General features: G+C 61.1%; 16 protein-coding genes. 10 read left to right on the top strand and 6 right to left on the bottom strand.

From position 1 onward, the window contains the following. Positions 1-2: 2 nt before the first annotated feature. A complete protein-coding gene (locus J5278_RS07650) occupies positions 3-1,235 on the bottom strand; it encodes a putative DNA modification/repair radical SAM protein (protein ID WP_209184302.1) in 1,233 nt (410 codons plus the stop codon). A 248-nt stretch (positions 1,236-1,483) separates the two neighbouring features. Between J5278_RS07650 and greA the strand changes: the two genes are divergently transcribed. Beyond that, positions 1,484-1,960: a transcription elongation factor GreA gene (greA, locus tag J5278_RS07645; protein WP_142823305.1), complete on the top strand. Its 477-nt coding sequence runs from the start codon at positions 1,484-1,486 to the stop codon at positions 1,958-1,960. A gap of 17 nt (positions 1,961-1,977) precedes the next feature. Continuing rightward, positions 1,978-3,030 (top strand): glycosyltransferase family 4 protein, encoded by a 1,053-nt coding sequence (locus tag J5278_RS07640; RefSeq protein ID WP_209184587.1) that lies wholly within the window; start codon positions 1,978-1,980, stop codon positions 3,028-3,030. Here the strand turns inward: J5278_RS07640 and J5278_RS07635 are convergent. Then, a complete protein-coding gene (locus J5278_RS07635; RefSeq protein WP_209184303.1) occupies positions 2,994-3,908 on the bottom strand; it encodes a glycosyl transferase in 915 nt (304 codons plus the stop codon). The two genes, J5278_RS07640 and J5278_RS07635, sit on opposite strands and share 37 nt — an antisense overlap. A 2-nt stretch (positions 3,909-3,910) precedes the next feature. Beyond that, positions 3,911-4,378 (bottom strand): Lrp/AsnC family transcriptional regulator, encoded by a 468-nt coding sequence (locus tag J5278_RS07630; protein ID WP_111223008.1) that lies wholly within the window; start codon positions 4,376-4,378, stop codon positions 3,911-3,913. A 243-nt stretch (positions 4,379-4,621) separates the two neighbouring features. Here J5278_RS07630 and trxB point away from each other — a divergent pair, with 243 nt between their 5' ends. From trxB to J5278_RS07605, 5 genes are all read left to right on the top strand, one after another. Then, positions 4,622-5,596 (top strand): thioredoxin-disulfide reductase, encoded by a 975-nt coding sequence (gene trxB / locus J5278_RS07625; RefSeq protein WP_111222731.1) that lies wholly within the window; start codon positions 4,622-4,624, stop codon positions 5,594-5,596. 23 nt (positions 5,597-5,619) lie between these two features. After that, a complete protein-coding gene (locus J5278_RS07620) occupies positions 5,620-6,516 on the top strand; it encodes a LysR family transcriptional regulator VtlR (RefSeq protein ID WP_111222730.1) in 897 nt (298 codons plus the stop codon). A gap of 541 nt (positions 6,517-7,057) precedes the next feature. Next, positions 7,058-7,351, top strand: coding sequence for a helix-turn-helix transcriptional regulator (locus tag J5278_RS07615; protein ID WP_142823308.1), 294 nt, complete (start codon positions 7,058-7,060; stop codon positions 7,349-7,351). 1 nt (position 7,352) lies between these two features. Further along, positions 7,353-8,522, top strand: coding sequence for an MFS transporter (locus J5278_RS07610; protein ID WP_209184304.1), 1,170 nt, complete (start codon positions 7,353-7,355; stop codon positions 8,520-8,522). 37 nt (positions 8,523-8,559) lie between these two features. Next, positions 8,560-9,684: an alkene reductase gene (locus J5278_RS07605; protein WP_209184305.1), complete on the top strand. Its 1,125-nt coding sequence runs from the start codon at positions 8,560-8,562 to the stop codon at positions 9,682-9,684. 62 nt (positions 9,685-9,746) lie between these two features. On the opposite strand, the gene J5278_RS07600 is transcribed toward J5278_RS07605, so the two are convergent. Continuing rightward, complete coding sequence (locus J5278_RS07600; RefSeq protein WP_247749160.1) at positions 9,747-10,712, bottom strand: SDR family oxidoreductase; 966 nt, start codon at positions 10,710-10,712, stop codon at positions 9,747-9,749. Between the two features lie 91 nt (positions 10,713-10,803). On the opposite strand from J5278_RS07600, the gene J5278_RS07595 reads away from it, so the two are divergent. Continuing rightward, entirely contained in the window at positions 10,804-11,724 is a 921-nt protein-coding gene (locus J5278_RS07595) for a LysR family transcriptional regulator (RefSeq protein ID WP_209187510.1), read from the top strand. Positions 11,725-11,754: 30 nt separating this feature from the next. Here J5278_RS07595 and J5278_RS07590 read toward each other — a convergent pair whose 3' ends face one another. Further along, on the bottom strand, positions 11,755-12,036 hold the full coding sequence (locus tag J5278_RS07590) for a DUF2188 domain-containing protein (protein ID WP_209184588.1): 282 nt from the start codon (positions 12,034-12,036) through the stop codon (positions 11,755-11,757). Between the two features lie 304 nt (positions 12,037-12,340). Here J5278_RS07590 and J5278_RS07585 point away from each other — a divergent pair, with 304 nt between their 5' ends. Further along, positions 12,341-13,342, top strand: a complete 1,002-nt coding sequence (locus tag J5278_RS07585) for a calcium:proton antiporter (protein ID WP_374108279.1) — start codon at positions 12,341-12,343, stop codon at positions 13,340-13,342. Positions 13,343-14,063: 721 nt separating this feature from the next. On the opposite strand, the gene J5278_RS07580 is transcribed toward J5278_RS07585, so the two are convergent. Beyond that, on the bottom strand, positions 14,064-15,266 hold the full coding sequence (locus J5278_RS07580; protein WP_142823315.1) for a pyridoxal phosphate-dependent aminotransferase: 1,203 nt from the start codon (positions 15,264-15,266) through the stop codon (positions 14,064-14,066). 232 nt (positions 15,267-15,498) lie between these two features. Here J5278_RS07580 and J5278_RS07575 point away from each other — a divergent pair, with 232 nt between their 5' ends. Then, a complete protein-coding gene (locus tag J5278_RS07575) occupies positions 15,499-16,644 on the top strand; it encodes a PQQ-dependent sugar dehydrogenase (RefSeq protein ID WP_247749161.1) in 1,146 nt (381 codons plus the stop codon). The last annotated feature ends 41 nt before the right edge of the window (positions 16,645-16,685 follow it).

Below are 16,685 nucleotides of genomic sequence, written 5' to 3'. Positions count from 1 at the left end.
CATCAGAGCAGCGTCAACTGTACGGGCTTGGGCGCAAACATGGCACGAAGATCCTGCCGGTCGGCCAGCTTTCGCGGGCTCCAGCCCTCGGCAACGATGAAAGCCTGCACCTTCTTCACGGACACTCCGAGGCGCGCGAGGTCCTCGATCCGAAGCCGGCAAAAACCACGGGCCGACAGAATGGCCTTGACCGTCTTCGTGCCGAGCCCCGGCACCCGCAGCAGCGTCTCGCGCTCAGCGGAGTTAATGTCGACCGGGAATGCGTTTCGGTTGCCAAGCGCCCAGGCCAGTTTCGGATCGAGATCGAGATCCAGCATGCCACCCGCCTGTTGGCCGGTAATCTCGGCGATCCCAAAGCCGTAAAATCGATACAGCCAGTCCGCCTGGTAAAGGCGATGCTCGCGCATCAGCGGCGGCTTGATCAGCGGCAGGTTCTTCGACGAATCGGGGATCGGGCTGAATGCCGAATAGTAGACCCGCCTCATCCCGTAGCTGCCGTAAAGCCGTGCGCTGGTCCCGAGAATGGTTGCATCGTTCGCATCGTCGGCGCCGACGATCATCTGAGTGCTCTGGCCGGCCGGCGCGAAGCGCTTGCGCTTCTTGCTCTGTAGCGTCGGATCGCTGGCTTCCTCGATCTTCAGCCGCAGCGCACCCATCGCCTGGCGGATGCCGGCAGGCTTCTTTTCCGGCGCCAGACGGGTGATGCCGACATCGGTCGGAAGCTCGATGTTAAGAGACAGGCGGTCGGCATAAAGCCCCGCCTCCTCGATCAGCTTCGGCGACGCCTCCGGAATGGATTTGAGATGGATGTAGCCCCGAAAATTATGCGTGGTCCGCAGTTCACGTGCGATCCGGACCATCTCTTCCATCGTGTGGTCGGAGGAGCGGATGATGCCGGAGGACAGGAACAGGCCCTCGATGTAATTGCGCCGGTAGAATTCCATCGTCAGCCAGACGACCTCCTCGACCGTAAACCGGGCTCTCTCGACGTTGCTTGAAGATCGGTTGACGCAATAGGCGCAGTCATAGATGCAAAAGTTGGTCATCAGGATTTTCAGAAGCGAAATGCATCTTCCGTCCGGCGCATAGGAATGGCAGATGCCGGAGCCTTCCGTTGACCCCAATCCGCCGGACTTCGCCGAACTGCGCGTCGAGGTACCGCTGGAGGCACAGGACGCATCATACTTGGCGGCATCGGAAAGAATGGCTAGACGATCGTTCAGCGACTTTTTCATATCATGTTCACTATATGTTCTATCACTAATCGTCAAGACGGACCGCTTCGGATTGTCGATAAAGTAAGCAGGCTAACGAAAAGAACCACATGCACTTGCACCGTTGCGGTGCGAATTCTCTGGAAATCGGCGGTCGTATTCTGTTATAAGTGCCCCATATAGCGGCTATTGCACGGTTCCGAAGTTTTCCTTCGGGACCTGTTTTCTTTTGTGTCGGCAGCTACGACATAGGACTGAAGGACAGAGACATGGTTGACAAGGTACCGATGACGCAGAGCGGCTTCGCCAATTTGCAGGAAGAACTGCGCTGGCGCCAGCAGCAGGAACGGCCGCGGATCATCGAGGCAATTTCCGAGGCTCGCGCCCACGGCGATCTGTCGGAAAATGCGGAGTATCATGCCGCCAAGGAAGCCCAGAGCCACAACGAAGGTCGCATCGGCGAAGTCGAGGATCTTGTGGCTCGTGCCGAAGTCATCGACCTGTCGAAAATGTCCGGCACCACAGTCAAGTTTGGCGCCCGCGTCAAACTGGTGGATGAGGACACCGAGGAACAGAAGACCTACCAGATCGTCGGCGACCAGGAAGCCGACGTGAAGGCCGGCCGCATCTCCATATCTTCGCCCATCGCACGTGCGCTGATCGGCAAGGAAGTCGGCGATTCCATCGAGGTCAATGCCCCCGGCGGTTCCAAAGCCTACGAAATTCTCTCCATCACCTGGGGCTGAGCCCGGTGGCAGCAGACCTGCGCGAGACCGAGATCGTCGCGCCGAATTTCAAGCGGCGATTGTCGGGGGTCACCTCGACCATCGTGCAGCTCATTCCCAAGCAGGTCGCGCTCGGCACCCGCATCGTAACGCTCGGCCCAGGCTTGCCGCCGCACCTGCCGAAACTTGGCTGGAGCCAGTTGCCGAGCCTCTGGGTGCGGCCACGCCGATACAAGGTTCGCGTCTGGCATGCCCGCCGCAACAATGAAATGCTGTTTGGCCTCTTGTTGCGGGCTGTGTTGCGCATGCCGATCAAGCTGCTGTTCACATCGGCAGCGCAACGGCGCCATTCGGCTTACACGCGTTTTCTGATTCGCCGCATGCACGCCGTCATCGCCACCAGCACCCGTTCCGGCAGCTTCCTGCAGGTGCCCCACACTGTCATCCAGCATGGTGTCGACCTAAAACTGTTCCATCCGCCGGAAGGGCCGGCCGACCGCATGGCCGCGACGGACCTCCCCGGCCGATACCTGATCGGCTGCTTCGGCCGCGTGCGCCACCAGAAAGGCACAGATCTTTTCGTTCAGGCAATGATTGAGCTGCTGCCCAACCATCCCGATTGGGTAGCGATCGTCTGTGGCCGTGTGACACCGGAGCATAAGGTGTTTGCCGACGGTTTGACCAAGGCCGTCGCTGACGCCGGCCTGTCGGATCGCATCCGCTTCATGGGAGAAGTCAACGACATCCGCCCCTGGTATCGCCGCGCAACGCTCTACGTGGCGCCTTCGCGCAATGAGGGTTTCGGCCTTACGCCGCTGGAAGCCATGGCCTCGCAGACGGCGGTCGTCGCCTCCGATGCCGGTGCCTATGCCGAGATGATCGTGCCGGGCGAGACCGGCATGGTCGCTCCGGCGGGCGACGGCCCTGCCCTCACGGCAGCCATCGAAACCTATCTGGCCGATCCCGACGAGGCCCGCCGCCAGGGCCAGAACGCTGTCGTCCATGTTCGCAGCAATTTTGCGCTGGAAAAGGAAGCCACCGCTATCGCCGCCGTCTATGCAGGCCTGCTGGGCGAAAAACGGTCGTCATAGCCGAAGCCGGCACCGGCCAGTGCCGACACCGGCGAATAATTGACGATCTCGATGCCCCGCTCAGCCGCAACCGCCCTGGCAAGCACGAAATGTGCAACGATGCGGGCTTCCGCGTCCGCAATGCCGGATGAAGCGGTTTCGCCAGTGGTCTCGTAGAAGCGCGGCTGATGGGCGTTGGATATGTCGATGCCGAACAGCCCGACTGTCTTCGGTTCACAATAGAGAGCAAACTGCAGGGCAGACACGGCAACCGAGCCACCACGAAAAACCCCGCGATCCGGGTCGAACGAAAGGCCGGCATTGACCGCCGCATCCCTGCGAATGAAATCGAAGGCCTGGATCGTATCGTACCGCCGCCGCCTTGCACCGTAGGGTTTACGGATATCATCGATCAGCACGATGATCCGGTCGCGCAGGAACCCCAAGTCTATCTCGCAAATAGCCCGCAACACCTCGACGGAAAACAGGCAGGGCGTATCGTCCTTCACCCGCTGTTTCAGGAGATCGAAGTGTCGCCAGATGAACCGCTCGTCCTCGACGGCAACGGCCAGCGCGTCTGCGACCGGCTGGCCGGACAGGCTGATGGCCCCGTTCAGCAGAATGGCAGTTTGCGGCGGCAGACGGGAGAGATCGTTACCGGCTATCGAGGGGCCGGAGCCGACGATCGCCACCGTGTCGCTGGAGCGGCTTCGGAGGATAGAGGCGCTCGACAGCGCCGCGACAGCAGCGCCACGATAGCGAACCTCACCCGGCGCATCCACGGTTGCCCGTGCGACGGACAGGCCCGGAAACGCATCCTGGAAATGCGCGCGCGCGCTGCCGAGCAGCAGGCGCGTGCCCGTCTTGATCAGTGAACGGTGCCAGGGGCGATCGGACATGCCTAGAGTTCCACCAATCCCAGCTTCTTGACCTGGCGGATGGTGAGCATGGTGCGGACGGTGTCCACATGCTCGTTGGCCGTCAAAACCTCGATGACGAAATCCTGGAAAGCGGTGAGGTTCTGGGCGACGCAATGCAGCAGGAAATCGCTGTCTCCGGATACCATCCACGCCTGGCGCACCAGCGGCCATTGCAGCGTGGTGGCGGCAAATGCCTTAAGATTGGTTTCCGACTGGTGCTTCAGCCCGACCATGCAGAAGGCGACAAGATCGAAGCCGAGCCGCGGGCTGTTGAGCATCGCATGGTAACCCTCGATGATGCCTGCTTCCTCGAGCTTGCGCACCCGCCGGAGACAGGGCGGCGCCGATATTCCGACTCGGTCGGCGAGCTCGACATTGGTCATGCGGCCGTCCTGCTGCAGTTCGCGAAGAATTTTTATGTCGATGGCGTCAAGTTCTGCCCGCAGCACGGTCATGCCTTTCTTTAATTCCTCCGTCGCACCTTCTATATAAAGAGCAGAAATTCGCAACAATGTTTCCCGCGCACGCCTGAATCTTGCCCGTTGGCCATTTGCCCTGTTGGTAATGCAAGGCTGCCCTTGAATAAATGCATGCGACAATCATAAATGAGGCAGCGCATGGGAAAGATCGACGGCAATGCCGCTAGCAGGCAGGGCCACCATCCCATCGCTGCCATTGAAAGGACTTCCCTCATGTCTGCCCGCCACACGAAGGTGCTCATCATCGGTTCCGGCCCCGCCGGCTATACGGCTGCAGTCTACGCTGCCCGCGCCATGCTGAAGCCGGTGCTGATCGCCGGCATGGAACAGGGTGGCCAGCTGATGATCACCACCGATGTCGAAAACTATCCGGGCTTTGCCGATCCGATCCAGGGCCCCTGGCTGATGGAGCAGATGCTGCAGCAGGCCAAGCACGTCGGCACGGAGATCGTCAACGATCTCGTCACCGAGGTCGACACATCGCGCCGCCCCTTCGTCCTCAGCACCGATTCCGGCACCGTATGGACCGCCGATACGCTGATCATCGCCACCGGTGCAAAGGCCAAATGGCTCGGCATCGAAAGCGAGCAGCATTTCCAGGGGTTCGGCGTTTCCGCCTGCGCTACCTGCGACGGCTTCTTCTATCGCAACAAGGACGTCATCGTCGTTGGCGGCGGCAATTCGGCCGTCGAGGAGGCGCTTTATCTTTCGAACATCACCCGCTCGGTGACAGTGGTTCATCGTCGCGATTTCTTCCGCGCCGAGAAAATCCTTCAGGAGCGGCTGTTCGAGAAGCCCAACGTCAAGGTTCTCTGGAATTCGGAAATCGCCGAAATCACCGGCACGCCAGCCAAACCGCCAATGCCGCCATCGGTGTCGGGCGTCAGGCTGCGCGACATCAAGGCTGGCACTGTCACCGACATGGCGATTGATGGCGTCTTCGTCGCCATCGGCCATGCGCCCGCGACCGAACTCTTCAAGGGCAAATTGAAGCTCAAGGACAACGGCTATCTCTGGACGGCCCCTGATTCGACTGCCACCGACGTGGAAGGCATCTATGCCGCCGGCGACGTGACCGACGATACGTTCCGCCAGGCGATCACCGCTGCCGGCATGGGATGCATGGCGGCGCTGGAGGCAGAGCGCTACTTGACCGGGCTTATGCCGGTCGCGATGGCTGCGGAGTGAAGCAGCCAATGAGGGGGAGCGGAATGCCATTGGATTGGGACAAGCTGCGAATTTTTCACGCGGCTGCCGAAGCCGGATCGTTCACCCATGCGGCAGACAAGCTGCATCTGTCCCAATCCGCCATCAGCCGCCAGGTCAGCGCCCTCGAGCAGGACGTCGGCATCAAGCTGTTCCACCGCCATGCCCGTGGCCTCATCCTCACCGAGCAGGGCGAACTGCTCTATCGAACCGCCCATGACGTGCTGTTGAAGCTCGAAACCGTCAAGATGCAGCTGACGGAGACCACCGACAAGCCAAGCGGCAAGCTGCGCGTCACCACGACCGTCGGCCTTGGCCAAGGCTGGCTGACGGACAAGATTCAGGAGTTCCTGCAGCTTTATCCTGACATGCAGATCCAGCTGATCCTCGACAACGAGGAGCTGGACGTCAACATGCGCCACGCCGACTGCGCCATCCGTCTTCGACAGCCGCAGCAATCGGACCTGATCCAGCGCAAGCTGTTCACCGTCCATATGCACGTCTACGCCGCCCCCTCCTACATCAACCGCCACGGCGAGCCGCAGTCCGTCGACGATCTCGACGATCACAGGATCATCTCGTTCGGCGAACCCGCTCCGCAATACCTGCTCGATATCAACTGGCTGGAAGTCGCCGGGCGCTCGTCCGATAACAAACGATTGTCGCACCTGCAGATCAACAGCCAGACCTCGATCAAGCGTGCCTGCCTGCTCGGCATCGGCATTGCCGTGCTGCCGGATTACATCGTCGGCCGCGACCCTGGCCTGATCCAGTTGTCGCTGAACGCCGACGTGCCATCCTTCGACACTTACTTTGCCTATCCGGACGAAATGAAGAACGCAGCGAAGCTCAAGGTCTTCAGGGACTTCATCGTCGCCAAGGCTCGGAACTGGAACTTCTAGCAAAGGGCAAAATCATTAGCCGCGCTAACGAGCCATGTGCCTGCCACATGGCCGATATGCACAAACAGTCATTGATGCCTGCCCATTTTACGACCATATCGATTATAGCTGATGCATACGGTGGCTTTTCCTCCCAGTTCCACCGCAGAAGCTGTTCCCCTCTGGAGGTTTTTGACCTTCATACCTACAGGGCCCTGGTTTCGACCGGCGGCCCTCTTTTTTTGCCAATTTTCCGGATTTGTCGCTGCGACGCACAAACGCATAGCTGCCGTGCACAAAAAAACATTGCCACCTGCACAAATTGAAGACATATTGCCCACAGCTGATGCACATGGTGGCTTTTACCTCCCAGTTCCACCGCAGAAGCTGTTCCCCTCTGGAGGTTTTTAACCTTCATACCTATAGGGCCCCGGTTTACCGGTGGCCCTCTTTTTTTGCCTATTTTTTAGCCTTTCTCGATCACGCCCATGTGATCGCGCCGTCCTATTGCATCGTGTCCAGCCGATATACATATCGTCTCAACACGATGCAGGTCTGGATCATGGACAGAGATGAAATTCTGAAAGCGCTGGCTCACCCCACCCGGCTGGAAATTCTCAGCTGGCTGAAAGAGCCGGAAAAGCATTTCGCGACGCAGGATCACCCGCTTGAACTCGGGGTCTGCGCCGGCCAGTTTGAGCGCTGCGGCCTCTCCCAATCGACAGTCTCGGCCCATCTCGGCACTCTGCACCGCGCCGATCTGGTGACTACCAAGCGGCTTGGCCAATGGGTCTTCTACCGACGTAACGAGGCCATCATCGCCGAGTTCCTCGCGTCGCTTCAAAAGGAACTCTAGAATGCCTTTAGCCCTATTCATCCTCGGGCTGAGCGCTTTTGCGATCGGCACGACGGAGTTCGTGGTGCTTGGCCTCCTGCCCGACGTCGCCAGCGACCTCGCGGTGACCATTCCACAGGCCGGCTGGCTGGTGACCGGCTACGCGCTGGCGGTTGCAATCGGCGCACCGATCATGGCCGTCGCCACAGCGCACCTGCGCCGCCGCTCCGCACTTATCATGCTGATGGGCGTATTCATCCTCGGCAACGTGATGTGTGCGCTTGCTCCCGACTACTGGATCATGATGATTGCCCGCGTCGTGACGGCGCTCTGCCATGGCGCCTTCTTCGGCATAGGTTCGGTTGCCGCGGCAAACCTCGTCGCCAGCGATCGCAAGGCGAGTGCCGTTGCACTGATGTTTACCGGCCTGACGCTTGCCAACGTGCTCGGCGTACCGCTCGGCACCGCCCTCGGCCAGGCCTATGGCTGGCGTGCACCCTTCTGGGCCGTCGCCATTCTCGGCGTCGCATCGATCATCGGCCTGATGCTCGTTTTGCCGAAAACGGAAACCGCCCCAAAGAGCAATATTTTGGGAGAAATCTCTGCGTTGCGCGGCGCCGGCCTCTGGCTATCGTTGCTGATGACGGTGTTCTTCTCGGCGGCAATGTTTGCGCTGTTCACCTATATCGCCCCGATCCTGCGCGATGTCACCGGCGTCTCGCCCCAGGGCGTGACATGGACCCTGTTCCTGATAGGCCTTGGCCTGACGGTCGGTAATCTCGTCGGCGGCAGGCTTGCAGACTGGCGCCTCGGTACCAGCCTTGCGCTTATCTTTGCCGCCATAGCGCTGACATCGGCGATCTTCAGCGTCACCAGCGAAGCGCTTGTTCCAGCCGAGATTACCCTGTTTGTCTGGGCTTTCGTCACCTTCGCCGCCGTCCCTGCCCTGCAGATCGGTGTGCTCCGCTACGGCAAGGACGCACCGAACCTTGTCTCGACCATCAACATCGGCGCCTTCAACGTCGGCAATGCACTCGGCGCGTGGGCCGGTGGCGTGGTGATCGCAAACGGCTTTGGGCTGACCCGCGTACCCCTCGCCGCTGCAGCGCTGGCGCTGGTCGGCCTCGGCATCGTCGCCCTCATCTTCGCAACCCCACGTGCACGTCGCAACGCCATTGCGGCTGCCGAATAAGTCACTACCTCCCAACCACCAACAACGAGGAAATACCATGACAAAACTGTTCGAACCGACCAAGCTCGGCGATATCTCCATCGCCAACCGCGTCGTCATGGCACCGCTTACCCGCAACCATTCCCCGGGCGCCGTACCCAATGACCTGAACGTCACCTATTACGTGCAGCGCGCCAGCGCCGGCCTGATCATCACAGAAGCCACCGCCATCACTCAGCAGGGTCAGGGCTACGCCGACGTACCGGGCCTCTACACCAAGGACGCCCTAGATGGCTGGCGCAAGGTCAACGACGCCGTCCATAAGGCAGGCGGCAAGATGGTCGTGCAGCTATGGCACGTCGGACGCATTTCCCACGACAGCCTGCAGCCGAACGGTGGCAAGCCGGTCTCCTCGACTGCCAAGCAGGCCGACGCCAAGACCTTCATCATCCAGGACGGCAAGGGTACCTTTGTCCCGACGTCCGAGCCACGCGCACTGGAAACCTCCGAGCTCCCCGGCATCGTCGAGGACTACCGCAAGGCTGCACGTGCCGCTATCGATGCCGGCTTCGATGGCGTCGAGATCCATGCCGCCAACGGTTACCTTATCGACCAGTTCCTGCGCTCGGGCGTCAACGACCGCACCGACCAGTATGGCGGCTCGATCGAGAACCGCGCCCGCTTCCTCTTCGAAGTCGTCGAGGCCATCACCAAGGAAATCGGCGCCGGTATCACCGGCATCCGTCTCTCGCCCGTCACCGCCGCCGGCGACAGCAGCGACCCGCACCCGCAGCCGCTCTTTACCTACGTGATCGAGGGACTGGCGCAATACGGCCTGGCTTATATCCACGTCATCGAAGGCCAGACCGGCGGCCCGCGCGACTTCCAGCAGGGCGAGACACCGTTCGATTATCAGGCACTGCACGCCGCCTACAAGGCTGCGGGCGGCAAGGCTGCCTGGATGGTCAACAACGGCTACGACCGCGAAATGGCGATCGAAGCTGTCGACAGCGGCAAGGCCGATATCGTTGCCTTCGGCCGTCCCTTCATCTCCAACCCCGACCTCGTTGCACGGTTGAAGCTGAATGCCGAGCTGACGCCGATGGATCCCGCCAAGCTCTACGGAGCCGTCAACGGCGCTGAAGGCTATACGGACTACCCGACGCTCGACAGCGCCGCCTGATCGCAAACCATATACAAGGAAAATCCCGCCGCGATGGCGGGGTTTTTTTTTTGGCGACCGGCTCAAAGACTGCCTATCGATTCCAGCGTCGCACGAACCGCCACATCGATGGGTGTCTGCGGCTCCTCGCCGATCGCAGCCACGAGCCGGTTGTTCGGCATCTGCAACGGTTCCGACCACAGATAGCGCATCTCGCGCAATTCGCGCATGAAGCCGACAAACGGCGCTGCCAGGGGAAGCAGCCACCAGGGGAAACCTCCCCGCTTCAACGGCCGGCCGGCGACCCGCTCGATCGATGCCACCATCTGCCGCCCGTCGGCATCCCAGAAACCCCGCATGTGGTAGACGGCAAAGACCGGCAGGCTATCGCCCCGCTCGAGAAGCCGGATCATCGTCTCCGCAACATCCGGCACATAGGCCCACTGATGACCGATGCCAGGCTTGCCGGGATAGGTGACCGACGCAACCGGCTTGCCGGCCTTGACCAACCCTTGCGAAAACCAGCTGCTATCCGCGTGCGGCCCGAAATAGTCGCCCGCCCTGACGATGATGACAGGCACGCCCTGCCCCGCCGCCACCTGCAGGCGCCGTTCCATCTCGACGCGGATCGCGCCCTTTACGCTTGTCGGATGCTGGGGGCTTTCCTCGGTGATTTCCGGGAAGGTATCGGGACCGAAATTGTAGATCGTACCGGGCAACACGATCCTGGCACCAACGGCCTTTGCGGCTGCGACCGTATTATCGATCATCGGCAGGACCAGCTTGCCCCAGTTGACATAATCGGGGGGATTGACCGCATGGACGATGACACTGACGCCCTGCGCTGCACGAAGCACATCGGCGGCATTCATCGCATCGCCTTTCACCCAGAGAAAGTCCGGCAAGCGCGAGGCGGCCTTTTCCGGGTCACGGTTCATCGCCACGACCTGCCAACCCCGTGCGGAAAGCCCGCGCGCTACCGCACCGCCGATACCACCCGTTGCGCCGAGTACCAGTGCCGTTTTCTTCATGTCCATCTGATTTTGCATCGTCGTCTCCATTGGTTCGATGAGGAGACAATGCGCCCAAGGCCGCATAAACGAAATTGCCGAAATATGTGGACATGCTATACGAATATGCATGAACAGGAACGAACCCAGCTGGGACCTCTATCGCAGCTTCCTCGCCGTGCTCCAGCATGGATCGCTGTCAGCGGCAGCGCGCGAGCTCGGACTGACGCAGCCGACCATCGGACGCCACATCGACACGCTGGAACAAACGATCGGCGCGGAGCTATTCACCCGCTCGCAGCTCGGCCTGCTGCCGACGGATGCCGCAGCCGACTTGAGACCCTATGCCGAGGCGCTGCAATCGACTGCAGCCGCCTTGCTGCGCAGTGCCTCCGCGCGGCGCGACCGCGTGTCGGGCACGGTCCGCATCAGCGCCAGCGAAGTCATAGGCGTCGAAGTCCTGCCGCCGATCCTGGCCGGCCTGCAGGAGGCCCATCCCGACCTGACGATAGAACTCTCGGCCTCCGACACGGTGGAGGACCTGCTGCACCGACAGGCCGACATCGCCGTGCGGATGGCCGAGCCGTCGCAGGCAGCCCTCGTCGTCCGGCGCATCGGCGATATCCCGATAGCGTTCTTCGCCCATCGCCGTTACCTCGAGCGCCATGGCGTACCCACCACTCTCGAGGAGCTGGCCGGGCACAGGCTGATCGGCTTCGACCGCCAGAGCGCCTATATCCGTTCGATGATCCGCCGTTACCCTATCCTCGATCCCCAGCGTTTTTCGTTTAAAGCCGACAGCACGCTGGCGCAGATTGCCGCCATCCGCGCCGGCGTCGGCATCGGCCTCTGCCAGTCTCCGCTTGGAAATGCCCATCCGGACCTCGTTCGCCTGCTGCCGGAGATAAGCCTGCCGCTCGGCACTTGGGTCGCCATGCATGAAAACCTGAAGGGATCGCCGCGGTGCCGCGTCACCTTCGATGCGCTCGTGGCGGGATTGCTGGCCTATGTCGGGGAGAAACGGATGGATGACCCCAGAAGAGTGACTTGAAGCCCGCCATCGCGGCAGGCCGTCACTCGCTCAAGCGTCGGGCGATGCGCCCTCGCCGCTTTTTGTCCAGTTGCTGTCGACGACCTCGGTTTCCGGCCTGTCGCCGCCGTCGGTATATTCCTCGTGCCACTTGCCCTTGTCATCCTGATAGCTGATCTCGGCCGGCTCGCCGCCCACCTGCTGTTCCGCAGCCACGATGCGCGCCGCCTGCAGCGCATCGGAGTGCGTCGGAAATGTCTCCGAGTAGACGTCCAGAAACTTGTAGGCCCAGCCGCCATCATGAGGAACGACTTCGTAGGTGACCTTGACCATATCCATGTCTCCCGTTTCCTGCCCATAACGTCTGTCTTCCCGATAAATCGAGCAGGCAGACAAGGCCCTCCCAAGCCTGTTAGCACTATCCCACCAAATGCCCTCAACTTCAACTTGAGCGGCGGCCGACGCTTGATGTAGCGCCTCATTGCTTTAGATAGGACGAAACATTGAAGGGGCCGGGGCCCCAACAAAGGGGCCGGGGCCGTTGACGATATCGACTATTCTGAAGGAAGAGCGGCTGTTGCTGGTCGCCGTCGCCGTGGCTGTCGCCGCGTATTTCCTCGAGCATGCCGTGCTCGAGATGGGTCAGATGGCAGCTGTAATCGGCGCGGTCGTCTTGATCGCTACCATCGTCATCGCCTCGATGCGCGTCGCCCACCATGCCGAAGTCCTGGCGACAAAGGTCGGCGATCCCTACGGCACGATGATCCTGACACTGGCCGCCGTTGCCGTCGAAGTCATCATCCTCGCCATCCTGATGACCGGCGAAAGCTCGCCGACGCTGGTGCGCGACACGATCTATTCCGCAGTCATGCTCGACATCAACGGCATTCTCGGGCTGGCCGCCCTGCTGGGCGGTCTGAAGCACGGCGAGCAGTCGTACAACGACGATTCCGGCAAGACCTACGGCGTGATGATCCTCACGGCCATCGGCATATCGATGATCGTCCCGGAATTCGTGCCGCATGACAAATGGCACTATTATTCCGCCTTCACGATCTTCGCGATGATCGCGCTCTACGCCCTCTTCCTGCGCATGCAGGTCGGCCAGCACAGCTATTTCTTCAGCTACAGCTATCCGCGCGCCGAGAAGAAGCGCAGCACGCACGAGGCCGAGGAGACGGAAGATTCGACCACCGCGTCGATCGTCACCATCCTCGTCGGCGTCGTCATCATCGGCGTGCTAGCGGAATTCATGTCGGCCTTCATGAGCGTTGGCCTGAAGGATACCGGTGCGCCACCGGCCGTCGCCGCTGTAGTCGTCGCGGCAATCTCCGCCGCCCCCGAAATTCTCACGGCCCTCCGCGCAGCTCTGCGAAACCGCATGCAGGCGACCGTCAACATCGCCATGGGCGCCTCTCTGTCGACAGTCATTCTCACAGTGCCCGTCATGGAAGGCATCGCCCTCTACACCGGCCAGCCCTTCGTCATGGCGATGTCCCCGGTGCAAACCGTGATGGTCGTCATCACCCTCGTCGCCGCCGCTATCAATCTCAACGACGGCGAGACAAACGCCATCGAGGGCATGACCCATTTCATCCTCTTCGCCACCTTCGTGATGCTCACGGGATTAGGGCTTTGACTGCGATATCAACGCGATAGCTGCGCGGGCGGAATCAAGCCGGCAGCGAGTTCATGCGGGATGGCAGGTTGGACACCCGGCTTGCATTTGGATCCCCGGATCAAGCCCGAGGATGACGACGCGGCGGGGATGGCGGCGCTGTTGGCTTCGGTAGTGTGGTGCGCAGTTCGCGTGGGACTTGCCAGGCGAATGAACGTCCGTAAATCGCCGCCTCGCCCGATGCCTATTTTTGCCAAGCCAAGACCACCGAACTTCGTCATCCTCGGGCTCGACCCGAGGATCCACGCCCAAGCGCTGCGGGATATCAATACGCTCTGTCGTCAATTCGACGCATAGACACGCATCGGCCATCGTTGCGGACGGTTTGTCGAGATCGGACACCCGTTGCGCGCAATGTGCGGCGGCCATCGAGTCAGCGTATTTGGCGTTCCACAGAAGCCGACCAACGGGCTTGCGTATGGATCCTCGGGTCAAGCCCGAGGATGACGATGCCGAGGGGGTGGCAGCGCTGCTGTTGGCTTCGGTGGTGTGGTGCGCAGTTCGCGTGAAGGACTCGCCAGACGGAAAAACGTCCGTAACTCGCCGCCTCGCCCCGACGTCTCATTCTGCCAAGCCAAGACCACCAAACTTCGTCATCCTCGGGCTCGACCCGAGAAAGCGCATTTATACCAAAAAGGCCGCCATCGCTGACGGGCCTTCAAAATCTCGAGAGATCTGAAGCTTACTTGCAGGCGCCGCAGAAGCGCTGGATACGGCGGCAGGCTTCTTCGAGCAGATCTTCGGACGTCGCGTAGGAGATGCGGAAGTTCGGGCCGAGACCGAAGGCCGAACCGTGAACGACGGCAACGCCTTCGGACTCCAGCAACTCCGTGACGAAATCCTCGTCGTTGGTAATGACCTTGCCCGATGGCGCGGTCTTGCCGATCAGGCCGGCGCAGGACGGATAGACGTAGAATGCGCCTTCCGGAACCGGGCAGGAAATGCCCTTCGCCTGGTTGAGCATGCCGACGACCAGATCACGGCGGCCCTCGAAGATCTTCTTGTTTGCGGCAATGAAATCCTGCGGACCGTTGAGCGCCTCGACAGCCGCCCACTGGGCAATCGACGAAGCACCGGATGTCTGCTGGCCCTGGATCATGTCCATGGCCTTGATAAGCGACAGCGGGCCGGCAGCGTAGCCGATACGCCAGCCGGTCATCGCATAGGCCTTGGAGACACCGTTCATCGTCAGCGTCCGCTCATAGAGCGAAGGCTCGACCTCCACCGGAGTGACGAATTTGAAATCGCCGAAAGTCAGGTGCTCGTACATGTCGTCGGTGAGGACCCAGACATGCGGATGCCGGACCAGCACGTCCGTCAGCGCCTTCAACTCGGCGTGGCTGTAGGCCGCGCCTGTCGGGTTGGACGGCGAGTTGAACAGGAACCACTTCGTCTTCGGCGTGATCGCCTTTTCGAGATCGGCCGCCGTCAGCTTGAAATTGTTTTCCTGGGTCGCCGCCACGAAGACGGGCGTACCGCCGCACAGTGCCACCATCTCCGGGTAGGATACCCAGTAAGGTGCCGGGATGATGACTTCATCGCCCGCGTTCATCGTTGCCATGAAAGCATTGAAAAGAATCTGCTTTCCACCGGTGCCGACGATTGTCTGCTCCCAGCTGTAGTCGAGGCCGTTCTCGCGCTTGAACTTCGCCGCAATAGCCTTGCGCAGTTCAGGGATGCCGGAGACAGGCGTGTACTTCGTCTCGCCGCGATTGATCGCGTCGATGGCAGCCTGCTTGATGTTGTCCGGCGTGTCGAAGTCCGGCTCGCCGGCGCCAAGCCCGATCACATCGCGTCCCTTGGCTTTCAGCTCGCGCGCTTTCTGGGAAACGGCGATGGTGGCGGAAGGCTTCACACGGGAAAGAGCGTCGGCAAGAAAGGCCATGATGATCGGTCCTATTCGGTTGAGACAACAGAAACGCTGTGGGACCAGTTTTCTGCGGTAAGGTCTATGTCGAATGTACAGCCGCGTTTCAAGCAGAAAGGCGTCACCGGGACGTTATTTGTGTAACTCGCGCGCGCGGCCTATCACACGATGGCGTGAGACGCGACGGCAATGGCTTGAACCTGCCCTCTCCGCCCCCAGATCTCTCTGCTATCGATCCCGGGAGAAACAGATGACCCTTTCCACCAGAATGCGCGTCGCGATGCTATCTGCAGCTCTGCTGTCGGCCGGACCTCTGGCGGCGGCCGACGACATGGAGGTCATCAAGACGGACAAGGTCCGCGTCCAGGTCGAAACGATTGCCAGCGGACTGGACCACCCCTGGGCAGTCGAAGTTCTCCCCGACGGCGCCTATATCGTGACCGAAAGGCCGGGCGCGCTCAGGATCGTCCGCAACGGCACGATCGAGGCACCGATCTCCGGCCTGCCGAAGATCGCGGCAACCGGTCAGGGCGGGCTGCTCGACATCGCCCTCGATCCGCAATTTGCCACCAGCCGCACCCTGTATTTTACCGCCACCATTGCCGGCCCCGGAGGAACAGGCACCGCTGTTTACAGCGCACGTCTCTCCCCGGACGAAAAGCAGCTGACGGACGTCAAGCGCCTGTTCCTGATGAACCGCCTCAGTGGCGGCGGGCTGCAATTCGGCGCTCGCATCGCCATAGCGGCCGATGGCAGCCTGTTCGTCGGCCTTGGCGACCGTGGCGAGATGGATCGCGCGCAGGATTTCGAGGATGACGCCGGCTCCATTATCCACATCAATACCGACGGCAGCATACCGGTCGACAATCCGTTCAGGAAAAATCCAAAGGCACTGCCGGAAATCTGGTCCAAGGGTCATCGCAACCCGGAAGGCCTCACCTTCGACAGCGCCGACGGAACGCTGTACAGCGTGGAGCACGGCGCAAAGGGCGGCGATGAGATCAACCACCCCGAGGCCGGCAAGAATTACGGCTGGCCTGTCATCACCTACGGCCGTGACTACTCCGGCGAAAAGATCGGCGTCGGCACCGAAAAGGAGGGCATGGAGCAGCCACTGTTTTACTGGGATCCCTCGATCGCGCCTGGCGGACTTGCCGTTTATCGCGGCAAGATGTTCCCCGAATGGAACGGCGACTTCCTGGTGGCCGCGCTGAAATTCAAGCTGCTTTCGCGGCTGGAAAAGGATGCCTCCGGAAAAATAGTCGAGCGCGAAAGGATGTTCACCGGCGCGTTCGGACGGCTGCGGGATGTCATCGTTGCCCCCGACGGCGCATTGCTTCTTACAACCGACGCAACCGACGGCGCGCTCATCCGGATTTCCCGCGCCGTCGATTGAGCCCTGCAGCCGCACAACCTGACCTTGCCTGCCTGAAAAGC

The sequence above is a fragment of the Rhizobium sp. B21/90 genome, from assembly GCF_019355815.1.
In the GTDB taxonomy this organism is placed as follows: Bacteria; Pseudomonadota; Alphaproteobacteria; order Rhizobiales; family Rhizobiaceae; genus Rhizobium; species Rhizobium rhododendri.
This window is presented reverse-complemented; position numbering and strand designations above follow the sequence as displayed.